This is a genomic window from Enterococcus sp. AZ196, from assembly GCF_050498845.1.
Classification (GTDB): Bacteria; Bacillota; Bacilli; order Lactobacillales; family Enterococcaceae; genus Enterococcus_A; species Enterococcus_A murrayae.
Window position 1 is genome coordinate 434255 of sequence record NZ_JBIPAM010000002.1, and the last position, 17466, is coordinate 451720.

The window sequence follows — 17466 nt, forward strand, 5'->3', positions numbered from 1 at the left end:
TACGAAAAGTATATCAGACAAGAGCTGAAGGATGCGGATCAAGTTCAATCCTCTACATAGTTTTTACTGCTCTTTTTATTGACCAATCGATTGTCAATGGTAGTAAATAGCTGCATTGAAAAGGTGATGATTAAAATCGATAGTGTTGCAAAAAGTCCGTCAATGGGACTTAGGATATAAAAATTCAAAAAGACAATAATGAGGTTTGTTAACAATAGGCCAAGATGGCTTGGGATTTTGAAATATTTTTCAATAATAATAGGCGGGATCGTAACCCCTCCATTAGACGAATTAAATTTATATAGATAAAATACCCCTAAACTGAATAAGGAACTGCCGATTATAAGAGAAGCGGTGTAGGATAAGAGCAGCTGATTTGTAGGAATAAAACTTAAATATACAGGGAAAAGCAAGCTCCCAAGAAAAATTTTTGAAAAGAGTTGTTTGTCCAGCAGCAGATAAGTCAATAAAAGCATCAAAAGGTTGATTAGCCAAACAGTGTAGCTGCTGTTAAAGGTGAAATGTACTTCTAATAAATGACCAATTGCGCCGACTCCAGCAGATGCGATGTTGTGCGGCAGCAAAAAGAAATTTAATGCTAGAGAAATAATTGTGACTCCAATCGAGATTCTAATTAGATAGACTATCTGTTTAATGATCATCACCCTCTTCTTAATCGTTGAAATAACTATAGCATTTCACAAGAAAAGGCTACGTTCATTTTTTTCAGCGATGTATGAAATTTCTGCGGAAGATGAAAGGAAAAATTAACGGATAGAATTCTCTTTTCCATTACTATATAATCGTACTCAGGATTGAAGGAAGGAGTGATTCTGAACAATGAAAAAATACAAATTTGAATCAAAAATCTATGCATCAGAAGTCGGTAAGGGCGGAGCGTACATTATTTTTCCTTACGACATTCGCGAAGAGTTTGGTAAAGGGCGCGTGAAGGTTCATGCGACTTTTGATGGGGTTGAGTATCAAGGAAGTATTGTAAATATGGGTGTAAAAAATGAAGATGGCAGTATTTGCTATATTTTAGGCTTACGAAAAGATATCAGAAAAGAAATAAAAAAGGACATTGGTGATACCGTAACCGTCAATGTCGTTCCTATTGAATAAGCTCATTCTTATAAAAACGGTGTACCTGTTCATTGGTTGAATAGGTTTTTCTTTTTGACGAATCCTGTCAAGTTGTATGGAAAAGACCTGAAATCACGATATTTGTTCGGACATATGTGGCGCTAGCTTAATATTTCTGTTAATCTGTATACAAAGAGTAGCGGAAAGAAAGGATAAACTATGAATCAATCAAAATATCAAATGATCGCTGATGAATTGAAGTCAAAAATTTTATCAGGCGAATATGAAGAAAATACCACCATTCCTCCAGAGCTACAGCTGCAAAAGGATTACCAAGTCAGCAGACACACGATTCGCCAAGCCATTGCATTGTTGGCAAACGAAGGCTTCCTGAGAAAGGAAAAAGGCTCGGGGACTTATGTGGATGTGAAATACAAACGGGCAGAAAGCAGCTATTCAGGGCATAAGACAATCGGCGTAGTTACAACCTATTTATCTGATTATATTTTCCCTTCGATCATTCGCGGCATCGAAAAAAAGCTGCGGGAGAAGGGCTATTCTCTATTGCTAGCAAGTACGAATAATGATTTTCAGCAGGAAAAGGAATGTATTGAGAAAATGATCACTCAGGGTGTGGAAGGGCTGATCGTTGAACCAACGAAAAGTAATCAATACAATCCCAATCTCGCTCTTTATGTCAGGCTGAGGGAACAGGGGATTCCTGTGGTGATGATCAATGCTGTTTATGAAGAGATCAGCGCACCGTTCATCTGTGTGGATGATGTTCAAAGCGGCTTTCTAGCTACCGAACATCTAATCAAAAAAAAGCATAAAAAATTGATGCTGATCACAAAAATTGACGACCTGCAGGGCAAGTATCGAATGAAAGGGTTTATCAAAGCGTGCGAGCAATCTGGCATTCAATTTGCTCCTGAGGATATCCTCACTTATGAGACAGAAACTAGAAAGCAAGTAGTTGATCAAGCACTAGCTCGTTTAAAGTCCGAACCGCAAATTACCGGGATCGTTTGCTATAACGATCAGATTGCCAGCAGTTTACTCGACCGCTTGAGTGAGAAGGGAATCAAAGTTCCTGACGAGCTTTCCGTGGTTGGAAATGATAACTCTGCTTTGAGCAAAATCGGCAGTGTAAAACTGACTACCTTGAATCATCCAAAAGAGCAATTAGGTCTTGATTCCGCGAATTGGATCATCGAAGCGGTCGAAGAAGGGCGCGAACCGGAGAATATCCTTTATACACCAACACTAATTGAACGAGATTCAGTGAAAGAACACGAATAAAAAGTAGCAGCTCATTTCGATGAGCTGTATTTTTTTGTCCAAATAGCCACACATGTACGAACATAAATTAAATACTTAGTTGACATGTACGTACATAAATTGTATGATAGCGATATCAAAGAAAGAACGAAGGAGGAGATTCCTATTAAAACGAAGGAAATGATTGCAAAAACCAAGCTGGATATCATGGATGGACGGACAGCTTTAGGGATTGAGTTTGGTTCTACTCGAATCAAATCGGTCTTGATTGGCTCTGATTTATCGCCGATCGCTGCCGGCAGCTTCGAATGGGAAAACACATTGGAGAATGGGATCTGGACGTATTCTTTAGAGGATATTTGGAAGGGCTTACGCGTGAGCTATCGCAAAATGGCTACAGAAGTATTTGAAGAGTACGGCGAGACCTTGACTACGATCGGCTCAATTGGTTTTAGCGCAATGATGCATGGGTACATGGCTTTTGACCAGCAGGAGGAATTACTAGTTCCCTTTAGAACATGGCGAAATTCGATCACTGCTGATGCGGAGAAGCTGCTGACGGAAGCCTTCGAATACAATATTCCGCAACGCTGGAGTATCGCTCATCTGTATCAAGCGATCTTAAATCAGGAGGAGCACGTTGGGGAGGTTCACTTTTTAACTACCTTAGCAGGATATATCCATTGGCAGATGACCGGACAAAAAGTATTAGGTGTTGGCGATGCTTCAGGAATGTTTCCAATTGATACGGAAACTAGAAATTACGATCAAAAGATGCTTCAGATTTTTGATGAGCTGACAGAGGGAACGGCCTTTACACAAGATTTGAACAAAATCTTGCCAAAAGTTTTACTGGCGGGCGAGGAAGCCGGCACCTTGACTCAAGAGGGTGCGTATCTTTTGGACCCAACAGGAACTTTGCAGGCGGGAATTCCCCTTTGTCCGCCAGAAGGAGATGCCGGGACTGGAATGGTGGCGACCAATAGTGTTCGTCAAAGAACCGGGAATGTTTCCGCAGGAACTTCTGCATTTGCCATGATCGTTCTAGAGGAGAAGCTAAAGACTGTTCACCCGGAAATTGATTTGGTAACGACACCGATGGGTGACTTAGTGGCAATGGTTCATACAAATAATTGTTCCTCTGAGATCAACGCATGGGTCAATCTGTTTAAAGAGTTTTCGGAATCATTGGGATTAGATGTCAGCGGGGAGAAGCTTTACACGATGCTATTTGAAAAAGCCCTCGAAGGTTCTCCAGATTGCGGCGGGATGCTTTCTTACGGGTATTATTCGGGAGAGAATATTACTGGTATGAATGAAGGTCGTCCATTATTTGTCCGGACACCTGAGAGTCAGTTTGATTTAGCGAACTTTATGCGTCTGCACCTTTCCAGTGCATTTGGCGCAATGCGAATCGGAATGGAAATTTTGAAAAAGGAAAATATTCAGATCGACAAATTAGTTGGCCACGGAGGCATTTTTAAAACACCTGAGGTAGGACAAAGAATTCTAGCTGCGGCAATGGAGGCACCTGTCACAGTTATGGAAACGGCTGGTGAAGGAGGCGCTTGGGGAATCGCTCTGCTAGCAGCCTATCAGGCAGAGGAAGAAACCATCTCATTGGCAGATTTCTTGGAGAAAAAAGTGTTTGCCGAAAGTGAAGGCGTGACATTGGAGCCTAAAGAGGAAGATTTGCAGGGCTATAGTGAGTTTATCGAGCGGTATGAAAAAGGATTGACGATCGAAAAAGAAGCGATCGATGCATTGAAGTAAGGAGCGATTTTTAAATGTTAGAGCAATTAAAAGAAGAGGTTTTTCAGGCGAATCTGGAATTACCTAAGCAAGGATTGATCAAATACACCTGGGGAAATGTAAGTGCCTTCGATAGAGAAACTGGTTATTTTGTAATTAAGCCAAGCGGTGTGGATTATGAAGAAATGAAGGCCTCTGATATGGTGGTCGTCGATTTAGACAATCAGGTGATCGAAGGAGAACTGAATCCTTCTTCAGATACACCAACACATGCGGTTTTGTACAAGGCATTTCCTGAAATTGGCGGCATCTGCCACACCCACTCGACCTGGGCAACGATCTGGGCACAGGCAGGGTTGGATTTACCAGCGATGGGAACCACCCATGCTGATACATTTTATGGCACTGTACCTTGCGCGAGGTTCTTAACACAGAAGGAGATTGATGACGGCTATGAGCATGAAACAGGAAATGTCATTATTGAGACCTTTAAAGAGCGGGACATCGATATCATGGAAGTGCCCGGCGTTTTATTGCATGGACATGGACCATTTACTTGGGGGAAAGAGGCCAAGAGTGCAGTCATGAATGCGGTGGTTTTGGATGAGGTAGCCAAAATGAATTTGTTTGCCCGTCAGTTGAACAGCTTTGCAGAAGAGCTGCCGCAGCGAGTTTTAGACAAGCATTATTTAAGAAAACACGGAAAAAACGCCTACTATGGGCAAGGAAAATAAAGTCAATCATACGAAAAAGGAGCGAACAGATATGTTAGCAGTTAGTAAAAAAGAATTTTGGTTTGTTGTCGGATCACAGCATTTGTACGGAGAAGAAGCGCTAAAAAGCGTTAAAGCCGACGCGGAGGCAATCGTCAAAGGCTTAAATGACAGTGGGAAAATGAAGTATCCAATCGTGTTGAAGGAATTGGCAGTCACTTCTGATACAATCACTAAAATCATGAAGGAAGTTAACTATCGTGACGAAGTAGCAGGTGTGATTACTTGGATGCATACCTTCTCGCCAGCAAAAATGTGGATTCGCGGAACCAAATTATTGCAAAAGCCTTTGTTGCATTTAGCAACACAATTCAACGAAAGTATTCCATGGGAGACGATCGATATGGATTTCATGAATTTGAATCAATCCGCTCATGGGGATCGTGAATACGGCTTTATCAATGCACGTTTGAAAAAGCAAAACCAAATCGTTGTCGGTTATTGGCAAGCAGCGAGTGTTCAAAAGCAAGTTGCTGACTGGATGGATGTTGCGGTAGCTTACAATGAAAGCTTCAACATCAAGGTGGCTCGTTTTGGCGACAATATGCGAAATGTAGCTGTGACAGAAGGAGACAAGGTCGAAGCACAGATTCAATTTGGCTGGGTAGTTGATTACTTTGGTATTGGTGACCTGGTGCAGTACGTGGATGCTGTCAAAGACGAAGAAGTTGCTGCTTTGTTTGCTGAATATAAAGAATTGTATGATTTCGATTATGGGGATTATGATCATGAAACTTGGGAAGCGCGTGTCAAAGTGCAGGCGAAACAAGAAATTGGTATTCGTTGCTTCTTGGAGGCTGGCAATTATAATGCCTTTACATCGAATTTTGAAGATTTATACGGCATGCAGCAGCTGCCTGGACTAGCAGTTCAACGCTTGATGGCAGAAGGCTATGGCTTTGCTGGTGAAGGAGACTGGAAAACAGCGGCGTTGGATCGCTTAATGAAAGTCATGGCTCACAATCAAAATACCGGCTTCATGGAAGACTATACGTATGAATTGGCTGCTGGAAAAGAAGCGATTTTGCAATCTCATATGATGGAAGTCGATCCGACACTTGCAGTGAACAAGCCTAAAATCGTCGTTTCGCCTTTATCAATGGGAGACCGTGAAGATCCGGCACGTTTGGTTTTTGATGGAAAAGCAGGCGACGGTGTCGTAGTATCCATGGCAGATTTTGGTACACATTACAAATTGTTGATCAATGAGGTGGAAGCCTTTGAACCAACTGAAGAAGCACCGAAATTGCCAGTTGCTCGTGTGCTCTGGAAAGTAAAACCAAACTTCCATGAAGGCGTAGGTAAATGGATTGAAGTTGGCGGCGGACACCATACCGTCGTATCGTTGAATCTAACGACAGAACAAATCATTACCTGGGCAAAATTAGTTGATTTAGAATACGTAACGATCAAGTAAGGTTTGAAATATTGGTCTGGAAATCCCGGACCAATATTTTTATCGCCTAATAAAAGTAAAAATCACTATTAATTTTCAAAAAGGTATTTACATCTCTGGCATTTAAAGGTATATTGTACTAAAATAATAAAAGTAAAAATGACTAAAAGGAGTTTTACGAATGGCAGCTAATTTTGATTCAAAAGAGTACCTAGGTAAAGTCGATGCTTGGTGGCGCGCAGCCAACTATATCTCAGTTGCGCAGATGTATTTAAAGGACAATCCATTATTAAGAAAACCACTTGAAAAAGAAGACGTGAAGGCTCATCCAATCGGTCACTGGGGAACGATCGCAGGACAGAACTTCCTTTACGCTCACTTAAACCGAGCAATCAATAAATACGATTTGAATATGTTTTATATCGAAGGTCCAGGTCACGGTGGTCAAGTGATGGTGTCTAACTCATACATCGATGGCAGCTATACCGAGATCTATCCTGAGATCACTGAAGATGAAGACGGATTGAAAAAATTATGCAAAATGTTCTCATTCCCAGGCGGGATCGCTTCCCATGCTGCACCAGAAACACCTGGTTCGATTCATGAAGGCGGCGAGCTTGGCTATGCCTTGTCTCATGCGACCGGTGCGATTTTAGACAATCCAGACGTGATCGCAGCGACAGTCGTAGGTGACGGAGAAGCTGAAACTGGTCCATTGGCTGGAGGCTGGTTCTCAAATGTATTCATCAATCCAGTAAATGATGGAGCAGTATTACCGATCGTTTATCTAAATGGCGGAAAAATTTCTAACCCAACAATCCTATCTCGCAAGAGCGATGAAGATTTACAAAAATACTTTGAAGGCTTAGGCTGGAAACCTTATTTTGTAGAAGGTACAGACCCTGAAAAGGTTCACCCAGTAATGGCTGAAACCTTAGACAAGGTTATTACAGAGATCAAAACGATCCAAGCAGAAGCACGTAAAGGCAAAGCGGAAGATGCAGCGATGCCGCAATGGCCGGTTATCTTGTTCCGTACACCAAAAGGCTGGACAGGTCCGAAAACGTGGGATGGCGAACAACTAGAAGGAACCTTCCGTGCACACCAAGTGCCAATCCCAGTAGGTTCAGAAGACATGGAACATGCGGATAAATTAGTAGAGTGGTTGAAATCATACCGCCCAGAAGAATTATTCGACGAAAACGGCAAGATCATTGCTGAGTTGAAAGAAATTTCACCAAAAGGCGATCACCGTATGTCAACGAATCCGATCACAAATGGCGGAATCGACCCACAACCAATGAAGATGCCTGATTGGAAGCAATATGCTATTGATACGACCACACCAGGTGCGGTGATGGCTCAAGATATGATCATCTTTGGTCAGCAGGCGCGGGATATGATTACTGAAAATCCAACGAACTTCCGGATTTTTGGACCAGATGAAACAAAATCCAATCGTTTGAACAAAGTATTTGATGTGACGAATCGTCAATGGATGGAGCCGAAAAACAGTACGGATGAATGGCAATCTTCTGTTGGCCGTGTAATCGATGGCCAATTATCTGAGCACCAAGCGGAAGGCTTTTTAGAAGGCTATGTATTGACTGGACGCCACGGCTTCTTTGCCAGCTACGAATCATTCTTGCGTGTTGTTGATTCAATGTTGACGCAGCATTTCAAATGGATGCGTAAAGCTAGTGCTCACGCATGGCATAAGGAATACCCAGCGTTGAACTTGATCGCTACTTCAACAGTATTCCAGCAAGATCATAATGGCTATACACACCAAGATCCAGGCGTATTGACACACTTGGCTGAGAAGAAACCGGAATTTATCCGCGAATACCTGCCAGCTGATGCCAACAGCTTGATGGCGGTAATGGATAAAGCAATGCAGGACAAGCAAGTAATCAACTTGATCGTTTCAAGTAAACACCCGCGTCCGCAATTCTATTCAGCTGATGAAGCAGAAGAGTTGGTAGAAAAAGGATTGAAGATCATTGATTGGGCAAGTACAGATAATGGAGACGAACCAGATCTTGTGATCGCAGCAGCTGGTACGGAACCGAACCTTGAAGCTTTAGCGGCGGTATCAATCTTGAATAATCAGTTCCCTGATTTGAAGATCCGCTTTGTCAACGTGGTAGACATCTTGAAACTACGTCATCCTGATATTGATCCTCGTGGTCTGACAGATGAAGAGTTCGATGCGATCTTTACTGCGGATAAACCAATTGTCTTTGCTTTCCATGGCTATGAAGGTATGGTGCGCGACATCTTCTTCGATCGTCACAACCACAACCTGCATATTCACGGCTATCGTGAAAATGGAGACATTACGACGCCATTTGATATGCGTGTATTCAGCGAATTGGATCGCTTCCACTTGGCACAAGATGCTGCTAACGCAGTGTATGCTAAGGAAGCAGAAGCATTCTCTGCTCAAATGGATGAAACATTAGCAAAACACCATGACTTTATTCGCACAGAAGGACAGGACATTCCAGAGGTTGAGAATTGGAAATGGGAAGCGTTAAAACGTAAAGAATATCATTTCAGTTAAGCTGAAATGAGAAAAGGAACCGAGACATGTATTTGTCTTGGTTCCTTTTTTTGCGAATAAACGGCGAGAGTGGGCTTCTTTGAAAATCAGACGCCCTTTTTTGTCCCGCTATGTCTTAATTAATGCGATTGTTTCTTCCGAAATTCTTTTGGCGAGATGCCTTCTTTTCTTTTAAAGATATAACTAAAATAATTAGGGTCGTTATAACCGATTTCTGCTGCAATGTTCGACAGCTTCCAATCGGTTTCTCTGAGCAATCGTTTGGCTTCGTTCAATCGCTGCTCAGTCAGAAATTCAATAAATGTTTTTCCAAGGGCCTGAGAAAAAATCGTACTAAAATGAGAACTGCTTAGATTGATATGGGCAGCCACACTGCCTAAGGATAATTCCGTATCAGAAAAATGCTGTTTGATGTAGAGAGTCGCTTGATCCAAGAGATCGCGATATTGCCCCATCCGTTCATCGATGATGGTTCTTTTTAAAAAGCTTAGGATTTGGTTCAGGTAATTCCGAAATAGCATAGGTTCTGAAATGATGGCGGATGCTTTTGTTGGTGACGCTACAGCGAAGGTTTCCTTCACCTGACCATTCTTTTCTTCAGCTAACTGATTCAGCTCATTGAGCAGGATCAGGCGAAACAGCAAAGAATTTTCATCTTTATCTGTTTTTTCAAGTAGTTCTTCAACGAGTAAAGGGATGTCTTGATTGCTGATCTGATCGATTTTTTCCTGCAGGTGAATCACTTCCTCGTACTTATTTAATTTCCGATCAAAGTCTTGGTAATGCAGGATTGTTTGCTTTGTCTGGATCAGAGAATATTCCAATAGATTTTTAGCTGTCTCGTAGCTTTTTTGGATCTCACTGATCCGACCAACGGGATTTCCAACTGCGACAACAAGTTTGGATTCCTCAGTATTCAGGTCGGTATACAGTGTGACAGCTACTTGATCCGCTTTGCGCAGGAGCTCCTCCTCATCTGTATGAAAGAGCAGAATCTTGATGAAGCGGGAGGAGAGACATGAAAAAAGCATATTCTCATCTTCTTCGAATCGCTCAGCCATTTCTCCTCGAAAGCGCTCATAATCAGCAAAATTTTTGTTGATATGGTTAGCAATCAGCAGGACGAGAAATTTTTTCCCCGCAATTTGTCTATTCAGCTGCCGCGCTTCTTCGATCGCCTCTGATAAGGTGGATTGATTCCCAAACACCGTGTTCAAATACAGATTTTTTTGTACGTCAAAGGAGTAAGAATCCACGACTGCCGGCTGCTTTTTCTGCTCTAAGCGGGAGACCGCTTTTTTCAGACTGTCAGCTAATTCTTCAGGCTTGATCGGCTTTAGCAGGTATTCAGTGACCTGCAGGTGGATAGCAGCCTTGGCATAGGTGAACTCGTCAAAGCCGCTGATAAAAATGATTTGGATATCCGGCAGAGTCTGTCTAACCTCCTGTGAAAGCTCAATGCCAGTCATGAAGGGCATCCGAATATCTGTCAGCAGAATATCTGGGCGCAGCTCAAGAATCATAGACAGCGCGACCTCACCATCCTTGGCTTCCCCTACGACCTCGATCGGTATTTTTTCGGAAAGCTGTATTAAATTTCGTTTTAACGATTCACGAATGAGATATTCATCTTCGGCAATAAAGACCTTATACATGTTCTGAGACTCCTTTTTGCATAGTTGGGATAATCACGTGGACGGTGGTGCCGGTTTCTACAATACTAGTGATCTCGATTTTTGCTTGCTTCCCATAATAGAGCAGCAGCCGTTTGTTGACGTTAAATAGCCCATAACCTTCTTTAAAATCTGTATCGACCCCCTCCTTCAGTTCTTCATTGATTTCCTTTAATTTCTCCGCCGGAATGCCTTTTCCATTGTCAATAATATAGAAATGGATATAATCGTGATCATCTAAAAAGGCTTGAACAATGATTTTCCCTGTTCGGCGAACGAGTTTCGTCCCGTGATAGACCGCATTTTCAATCAACGGCTGCAGGATCATTTTTAACATGGAATAATTTTTTATTTTCTCCTCAACTTCGATCGAATAGGTCAGTGCATCGCCATAACGAATTTGTAAAATGATGAGATAATCACTGATGTGCTTGATTTCCTTTTCAACTGGAATCCAATCCTGTCCTTGACTTAAGGATATTCTGAAAAAGTCGGAGAGGGCATAGGTCATTTCTTTGACCTTCTCGCTTTCTCCCATCTCGGCTAGCACTAAAATTGCATCCAGACTATTATAGATAAAATGCGGAGTGATCTGGGCTTGCAGGACACGTACTTCACTTTGTGCGAGATTGTATTGCTTCAAGGCATTTTCTTCTAGCAGTACCACCAAGTTATCTGCCATGTCATTCATGCTGGTGCTTAGTTTGCGCAGCTCATTGCCGGGCAGGGTGGTGATCCGATAGTTGAGCTTCCCGTCAGATAAGGAATCCGCCATATTGATCATTTCCTCCATCGGCTGCTGAATCTGCTGGATCAAGCGTTTGTTGGTGTTCCTTGAAAAGAAGATGATAATGACAATGATCGCAGCTTCGATCACAGAAAGAATGATGATTGAGTGCCGGACTTGCTGGCTATGGTTGGCTGCCAGCTTAATCTCAACATTGACAAAATCTTGGAGAATGTCATGGACTAAATTGGTTGCAGACTCGACATGGACCATCAGTTCTTGATTTTCGTCGAAGGGTGTGTTTGTTTCAATGTTCTTCACGATTTTCTCTAGATAATTGTTTACATTGTCCAGAGACCGATTGACGATATTCAAGGTCGCTCGTTCTTGAGAGCTTTGGGTATTTTTTTTGATTTGGCTGATTTCCTTCTTGATCCGATTGACACTATTGCTTTTTTCAAACTCTGCTGGAGTCAGCTGGCCATAGGTGAGGCTCCATGCCTCCTCCATGATCTTTTCTTCCACTTCATTAGCGATTCGGTTAGCTTCAGAGATATTTCCGACACTACGCTCGTAAGCAAAGAGGTAGCGCGTGTAGATCAAGATGCTGATGATCAAGGGCACGATCGATAGGACCAGCATCAACCAGCTGATACGTTGAAGGAGTGATTTGATAGTTGTCTGTTTTTTCATCAGCTGCCTCCTAATAATTTCTTGGCGGAATCGTTGATAGAGAGTTTTGATCAGAAAAAACAGTATCCGATACATAGATGTCTTCTGAGATTGTTTTGCCAGCAAAATAACGCATTACAGTATTGGCGACAAGCTCCCCCATAAAAGGATTGCACTCTACAACACAATTAATTTTACGCTGCTTCAGCAGATCGATCATTTCTTTTTGGGCATCGATGCTCACGATCACGAATTTGTTTTCGAGCTTATGCTCTTCCAATGCGTCCAGCGCTCCAAGTGTCATCTCATCGTTGTGAGAGTAAAGAACGTCAATTCCCTCCAGTTTTCCTGCGTCGATGGCTTTAGAAAATTCTTCCTTTGCCTTCAGACGAATAAAATCCCCTGTGATCGTTTGAGTGATCTGAATGCGCGGGTCACGACCAACCGTTTCAGTAAATCCGTCATGGCGGAGTCTGGTCGGAGAGGTATTCTCTGTCCCTTTAATCTCGAAAACATCGATCGCTTCTTTTTCCATTTTTTGAAAATGGTTCGTTACATAGAGGCCGGCTCTTCCGCCTTGTGCCTTGAAGCTGGACCCAATGTGAGTCAAAAAGAGATCCGATCTATTTGTAGCAATGTTTCGATCAACGATGATTACCGGAATCTTGGCCTCCTTGGCTTCTTCTAAAATGGGTTCCCAGCCAATTTCTTGGATTGGAGAAAGGATGATCAAATCTACTTGGTAAGCGATGAAGGTCATCACATCCTGAAATTGTTGTTTTGGATCAGAGAAGCTATTGCGATACATCACCTGGTAATTTTGTTTTTCCAGTTCATCGGTAATGGATTGATTTTGGACCTTCCGCCAGTTGCTTTCTGTGCCGGCTTGAGCGAAGCCGATCGTGATTTCTCTAGGGGCTTCTGCCGATTCTTCCTTTTGACACCCTGTAAGCAGGAGACAAAAACAAATCAGAAGAATCACTTTGATTTTTTTCACTCGATCCCTCCTTTCCTTCATTATATAGCGCTTCCACACTTTATTCTAACATGTCCGATCATTTCAAAAGAAAGTCAAGAATCAACCAAAAAAATCCAAGAAAACATCTCGATTAAAAAAATCTCCCGCTTTTTTTCAAGAAACTAGAAAAAAATATCAATGAAAGCGTTTGCTGTAAAACGTACACTGTATCTATCAAATATGTTTTGGAGGGAAAGATATGAAACGAGGGTTCAAAAAAATGTTAGTTGCCGCAGTTGCATTAGTGGCGCTATCAACATTAGCTGCTTGCGGCAAAGGAAGTGCTTCTGGAGGAGATAAGGGCTATGTCGGAGTCTCAATGCCGACAAAATCGGCTGAACGGTGGATCGCTGATGGGAACAATATCGTGAAGCAATTGAAAAAGAAAGGCTACAAAACCGATTTACAGTATGGAGAAGACAAAGTAGAGAACCAAGTCGCTCAAATCGAAAACATGATCACGAAGGGTGTGGATACATTAGTCATTGCTTCTATTGATGGCTCAGCATTAACAGATGTATTGGAAAAAGCGCATCAGGCAGATATCAAAGTCATCGCCTATGACCGTTTATTGATGAATTCAAAATATGTCGATTATTATGCAACTTTCGATAATTTTAGCGTGGGTGTGTTACAGGCTTCTTATATCGAGGAAAAACTAGGGCTGAAAGAGGGCAAGGGACCTTACAATATCGAACTATTTGGCGGCTCGCCGGATGATAATAATGCACTGATCAATTATAACGGGGTCATGTCTGTCTTCAAGCCGTATTTTGACAGCAAACAGTTGACCGTTCCTTCTGGGCAAACGAAATTCAACCAAATCGCGACACTGCGTTGGGATGGCTCAACAGCCCAATCACGGATGGATAATTTGTTAAGTGCCAACTATACAGACAAGAAATTAGAAGCTGTTCTGTCACCCTATGATCCAATCAGTCTAGGAATCATTTCTTCATTAAAAGGAGTGGGCTATGGTTCAGGAGACAAACCACTGCCAGTTATCACTGGACAAGATGCGACAGTTGCCGGTGTAAAGTCAATCATCGCTGGAGAACAAACGGAAACCATTTTCAAAGATACGCGAATTTTAGCAGATAACACTGTAGAGATGATCGAAGCAATCCACGACGATAAAAAAGTTCCTGTCAATGACAAGGAAACTTATGACAATGGTGAAAAAGTAGTTCCGACGTATTTAGCCAAACCAGTCTCTGTCGATAAGGAAAACTACAAACAAGAACTGATTGACACAAAATACTACAAAGAAAAAGATTTGAACGAATAGAACAGGACGAGAAAAGTATGAGAGTTGATCATACTTTTCTCGATCCTCTTAATAAGGAAGTGGAGAAATGGCCGATTACATTTTAGAAATGAAAAACATCATCAAGGAATTCTCCGGTGTTCGTGCCTTAGATGACGTAAATCTGAGTATCAAACGAGGAGAGATCCACGCGCTGTGCGGTGAAAATGGTGCTGGAAAGTCGACCTTGATGAATGTTCTAAGCGGGTTGTATTCCTATGGCAATTATTCAGGCGATATTATTTATGACGGTGAGACTTGTCAGTTCAAGGGACTGCGAGACAGTGAAGACAAAGGAATTGTAATCATTCATCAGGAATTAGCGTTAAGTCCGTATCTGTCTATCAAAGAAAACATTTTTTTAGGAAATGAACAAACAAAACACGGCATCATTGATTGGAATCTGACTGAACGAAAAACAGAGAACCTGTTAAAAACAGTAGGCTTAAAAATCAATCCAAATATCCTCGTTTCTCAAATCGGTGTGGGGCATCAGCAATTAGTTGAAATCGCAAAGGCCTTTTCTAAAAATGTCCGTCTGCTTATTCTAGACGAGCCCACCGCTGCCCTGAATGAAGAAGAAAGCGCAAATTTGCTTGAATTGATCAAGGAATTCCGCAATCAAGGAATCACGTCCATCATCATTTCCCATAAATTGAATGAGATCGTTGATGTGGCTGATCGCATTACCATTTTACGTGATGGGCAAACTATTGAGACCCTAGAAAATGAGGACATCAACGAAGAACGAATCATCAAAGGGATGGTAGGGCGAGACCTCACCAATCGTTATCCGGATCGTCATCCGAATATTGGCGAAGTTTCCTTTGAGGTAAAGGATTGGACTGTCCACCACCCGATCGATACAGCGCGGGTAATGAACAATCACATCAACTTCACTATTCGACGTGGAGAAATTGTGGGTATCGCTGGATTGATGGGGGCAGGCAGAACAGAATTCGCCATGAGCATCTTCGGCAATTCATACGGCAGTAATATCAGCGGCGAAATTTATAAAGATGGAAAAGAGATAAAAATCAAAGATGTCTCTCAAGCCATACATAATGGATTAGCGTATGTTTCCGAGGACCGTAAAGCGTTGGGTCTGAATTTATTGATGGATATTCGTGAAAATACCACGAGCGCCAGCCTAGGAAAAATAAGCAAGAGCGGCATCCTAGATAAGGAAAAGGAAGTCACTGAAGCAGAGGAATATCGCAAGAAAATGCGGATCAAAGCCAATAATGTCTTTCAAAATGTCGGCAGCCTAAGCGGCGGGAATCAGCAAAAAGTCGTATTAGCGAAGTGGCTGATGACAGAACCAGATGTTCTTTTTCTAGACGAGCCGACTCGAGGAATCGATGTGGGGGCGAAATACGAGATTTATACCATTATTGAAGAAATGGCCGCACAAGGAAAATGTGTCTGCATCATCTCCTCAGAGCTGCCGGAAATCATCGGGATGTGCGACCGTATCTATACGATGAATGAGGGAACGATGACTGGCGAAGTGATGCGCGCAGATGCGGATCAAGAAACATTGATGAACTTGATGACGATGGAAGAGGAGGCAGTATCCTAATGGAGAATGCAACGAAGGGAAGTAAAGAAAGAGGCAGTATCAACATAAAAGAAAAGCTATTAGATATTTTTAGCAAATATAGTATGGTCATCATTTTGATCGCATTATTGATCGCGTTTCAATTAATGACCGGTGGAATTTTTCTACGACCGCTGAATATCACAAATATTGTCTTGCAGAACAGTCATATTTTAGTTTTAGCGGCGGGAATGCTTTTAGTCGTATTGTTAGGATTCGTTGATTTATCAGTCGGATCGGTCATGGCTTTTGTTGGGGCAATCGCTGGTATGATGATGGTCAACAACCACATGAGTCCTTGGATCGCCGTGCCTGTTTGTCTGGCTATTGGCGCTTTGATCGGTGCTTGGCAAGGCTTCTGGGTCGCTTATGTAGGAATTCCCGCATTCATCGTTACCTTAGCCGGGTTATTGATGTTCCGAGGACTGACACAAGTTGTTCTTGGTGGACAATCGTTAGCACCATTTCCTAGAGCGTTCCAAAAAATCTCAACAGGCTATCTGCCAGAGATCATGGTTTCTTCTTCAGGCATGCACTTTTTGACCCTTCTTTTAGGATTGGTCCTAGCTGTAGGTTTAGTTTTCTTCCAATGGAAGGCCCGAGAAAAACGTAAAAAGAATTTATTCGAAGTCCCTTCAATGAACGCCTTCATTTTCAAATCTATTTTGACTGTAGCGATCGTTTTAGGAATGAGTTATATCTTCGCGTCTTATCAAGGATTCCCGATCATCTTGATTATCTTAGGAGTGATCGTAGGTGTTTACGGATTTTTGACAAATAGTACGGTGGCGGGACGTCAGATTTATGCAACTGGTGGCAATCTTAAAGCCGCTCAGCTTTCCGGGATCAAAACGAAAAAAATCACCTTCTGGGTCTTTGTCAATATGGGAATGATGGCGGCGCTAGCTGGATTAATTCTAGCAGCTCGGTTAAACGCAGCGACACCGCAAGCCGGAACTTCTCTAGAGTTAGATGCGATGGCTTCAGTTTACTTCGGCGGAGCATCAACTTCAGGCGGTATCGGTACCATCACCGGTGCGATCGTCGGCGGCTTGGTAATGGGTGTACTGAATAATGGGATGTCGATCTTAGGGATCGGTGTAGACTGGCAGCAGGCGATCAAAGGCTTGATTTTACTGCTTGCCGTTGTACTAGATATTTATAATAAGAAACGCAAAATCTCATAAGGGGCGACAGTATGACTGAAGAAAAAGCAAAACGTATCCTACTCATTTGTACAGCAGGAATCACCTCCGGCCTGTTAGTAAAAAACATTCAAACAGCCGCAGATGAGCAGCAGATTCCCATTCGAGTCTACTCAGCTCCTGCGATCATCGCGGAACAAGCGATTCAAAATCAGCAAATTGACGGACTAATGATTGGTCCGCAATCAGAATATGAGGTGAACCGCCTGAAAGACTTTTTGAATTATAAGGCCGTCACCTACAAAATGATCAAAAAAGAAGATTATGAAACCTTGGATGGGGAGGCGGTGCTGGAGGATATTGTCGCAAGCTTCATGTGAAAGCAGAATTGATACTGTGTGTTGAATCTGTTCACAGCTAGTTATCTAACAAAAAAAAGACTAATTTTAACACCTGTGATTTAGCATTTTG

Annotated in this window: 14 protein-coding genes; 10 read left to right on the forward strand and 4 right to left on the reverse strand. The window is 42.3% G+C overall.

Annotation, left to right across the window (positions count from 1 at the left end):
* Positions 1-44: 44 nt before the first annotated feature.
* On the reverse strand, positions 45-659 hold the full coding sequence (locus IGI67_RS19835) for a YitT family protein (protein WP_429959813.1): 615 nt from the start codon (positions 657-659) through the stop codon (positions 45-47).
* A 181-nt stretch (positions 660-840) separates the two neighbouring features.
* Here IGI67_RS19835 and IGI67_RS19840 point away from each other — a divergent pair, with 181 nt between their 5' ends.
* From IGI67_RS19840 to IGI67_RS19865, 6 genes are all read left to right on the forward strand, one after another.
* Entirely contained in the window at positions 841-1125 is a 285-nt protein-coding gene (locus IGI67_RS19840; RefSeq protein WP_429958981.1) for a DUF1905 domain-containing protein, read from the forward strand.
* A 180-nt stretch (positions 1126-1305) separates the two neighbouring features.
* The gene (locus IGI67_RS19845) at positions 1306-2388 is read left to right on the forward strand and encodes a GntR family transcriptional regulator (RefSeq protein ID WP_429958982.1); all 1083 of its coding nucleotides are present in this window, start codon (positions 1306-1308) and stop codon (positions 2386-2388) included.
* 159 nt (positions 2389-2547) lie between these two features.
* Positions 2548-4140, forward strand: coding sequence for a xylulokinase (locus IGI67_RS19850; RefSeq protein WP_429959814.1), 1593 nt, complete (start codon positions 2548-2550; stop codon positions 4138-4140).
* Between the two features lie 14 nt (positions 4141-4154).
* A complete protein-coding gene (locus tag IGI67_RS19855; protein WP_429958983.1) occupies positions 4155-4853 on the forward strand; it encodes an L-ribulose-5-phosphate 4-epimerase in 699 nt (232 codons plus the stop codon).
* A 31-nt stretch (positions 4854-4884) separates the two neighbouring features.
* Complete coding sequence (gene araA, locus IGI67_RS19860; RefSeq protein ID WP_429958984.1) at positions 4885-6309, forward strand: L-arabinose isomerase; 1425 nt, start codon at positions 4885-4887, stop codon at positions 6307-6309.
* Positions 6310-6469: 160 nt separating this feature from the next.
* A complete protein-coding gene (locus tag IGI67_RS19865; RefSeq protein ID WP_207109676.1) occupies positions 6470-8854 on the forward strand; it encodes a phosphoketolase family protein in 2385 nt (794 codons plus the stop codon).
* Positions 8855-8973: 119 nt separating this feature from the next.
* Here the strand turns inward: IGI67_RS19865 and IGI67_RS19870 are convergent, their stop codons facing one another.
* Genes IGI67_RS19870 through IGI67_RS19880 form a run of 3 tightly spaced genes read right to left on the reverse strand, consistent with a single transcriptional unit; the run spans position 8974 to position 12923 of the window.
* Positions 8974-10509, reverse strand: coding sequence for a response regulator (locus IGI67_RS19870; protein WP_429958985.1), 1536 nt, complete (start codon positions 10507-10509; stop codon positions 8974-8976).
* The gene (locus IGI67_RS19875; RefSeq protein WP_207109674.1) at positions 10502-11947 is read right to left on the reverse strand and encodes a sensor histidine kinase; all 1446 of its coding nucleotides are present in this window, start codon (positions 11945-11947) and stop codon (positions 10502-10504) included. Before IGI67_RS19875 ends, IGI67_RS19870 begins: the two co-directional genes overlap by 8 nt.
* Before the next feature lie 10 nt (positions 11948-11957).
* On the reverse strand, positions 11958-12923 hold the full coding sequence (locus IGI67_RS19880) for an ABC transporter substrate-binding protein (protein WP_429958986.1): 966 nt from the start codon (positions 12921-12923) through the stop codon (positions 11958-11960).
* Positions 12924-13143: 220 nt separating this feature from the next.
* Between IGI67_RS19880 and chvE the strand changes: the two genes are divergently transcribed.
* From chvE to IGI67_RS19900, 4 genes are all read left to right on the forward strand, one after another.
* Positions 13144-14232, forward strand: a complete 1089-nt coding sequence (gene chvE, locus IGI67_RS19885) for a multiple monosaccharide ABC transporter substrate-binding protein (RefSeq protein WP_429958987.1) — start codon at positions 13144-13146, stop codon at positions 14230-14232.
* Positions 14233-14299: 67 nt separating this feature from the next.
* On the forward strand, positions 14300-15832 hold the full coding sequence (mmsA, locus tag IGI67_RS19890) for a multiple monosaccharide ABC transporter ATP-binding protein (RefSeq protein ID WP_429958988.1): 1533 nt from the start codon (positions 14300-14302) through the stop codon (positions 15830-15832).
* Positions 15832-17037: a multiple monosaccharide ABC transporter permease gene (gene mmsB / locus IGI67_RS19895; RefSeq protein ID WP_429958989.1), complete on the forward strand. Its 1206-nt coding sequence runs from the start codon at positions 15832-15834 to the stop codon at positions 17035-17037. The genes mmsA and mmsB overlap by 1 nt, the downstream gene beginning before the upstream one ends.
* 11 nt (positions 17038-17048) lie before the next feature.
* Positions 17049-17375, forward strand: coding sequence for a PTS sugar transporter subunit IIB (locus IGI67_RS19900; RefSeq protein ID WP_207109669.1), 327 nt, complete (start codon positions 17049-17051; stop codon positions 17373-17375).
* Positions 17376-17466: the final 91 nt, after the last annotated feature.

Coding starts and splice junctions, on each gene's coding strand:
- IGI67_RS19840 (WP_429958981.1), top strand. CDS start 841: ATGAAAAAATACAAATTTGAATCAAAAATCTATGCATCAGAAGTCGGT.
- IGI67_RS19845 (WP_429958982.1), top strand. CDS start 1,306: ATGAATCAATCAAAATATCAAATGATCGCTGATGAATTGAAGTCAAAA.
- IGI67_RS19850 (WP_429959814.1), top strand. CDS start 2,548: ATGATTGCAAAAACCAAGCTGGATATCATGGATGGACGGACAGCTTTA.
- IGI67_RS19855 (WP_429958983.1), top strand. CDS start 4,155: ATGTTAGAGCAATTAAAAGAAGAGGTTTTTCAGGCGAATCTGGAATTA.
- araA (WP_429958984.1), top strand. CDS start 4,885: ATGTTAGCAGTTAGTAAAAAAGAATTTTGGTTTGTTGTCGGATCACAG.
- IGI67_RS19865 (WP_207109676.1), top strand. CDS start 6,470: ATGGCAGCTAATTTTGATTCAAAAGAGTACCTAGGTAAAGTCGATGCT.
- IGI67_RS19870 (WP_429958985.1), bottom strand. CDS start 10,509: ATGTATAAGGTCTTTATTGCCGAAGATGAATATCTCATTCGTGAATCG.
- IGI67_RS19875 (WP_207109674.1), bottom strand. CDS start 11,947: ATGAAAAAACAGACAACTATCAAATCACTCCTTCAACGTATCAGCTGG.
- chvE (WP_429958987.1), top strand. CDS start 13,144: ATGAAACGAGGGTTCAAAAAAATGTTAGTTGCCGCAGTTGCATTAGTG.
- mmsA (WP_429958988.1), top strand. CDS start 14,300: ATGGCCGATTACATTTTAGAAATGAAAAACATCATCAAGGAATTCTCC.
- mmsB (WP_429958989.1), top strand. CDS start 15,832: ATGGAGAATGCAACGAAGGGAAGTAAAGAAAGAGGCAGTATCAACATA.
- IGI67_RS19900 (WP_207109669.1), top strand. CDS start 17,049: ATGACTGAAGAAAAAGCAAAACGTATCCTACTCATTTGTACAGCAGGA.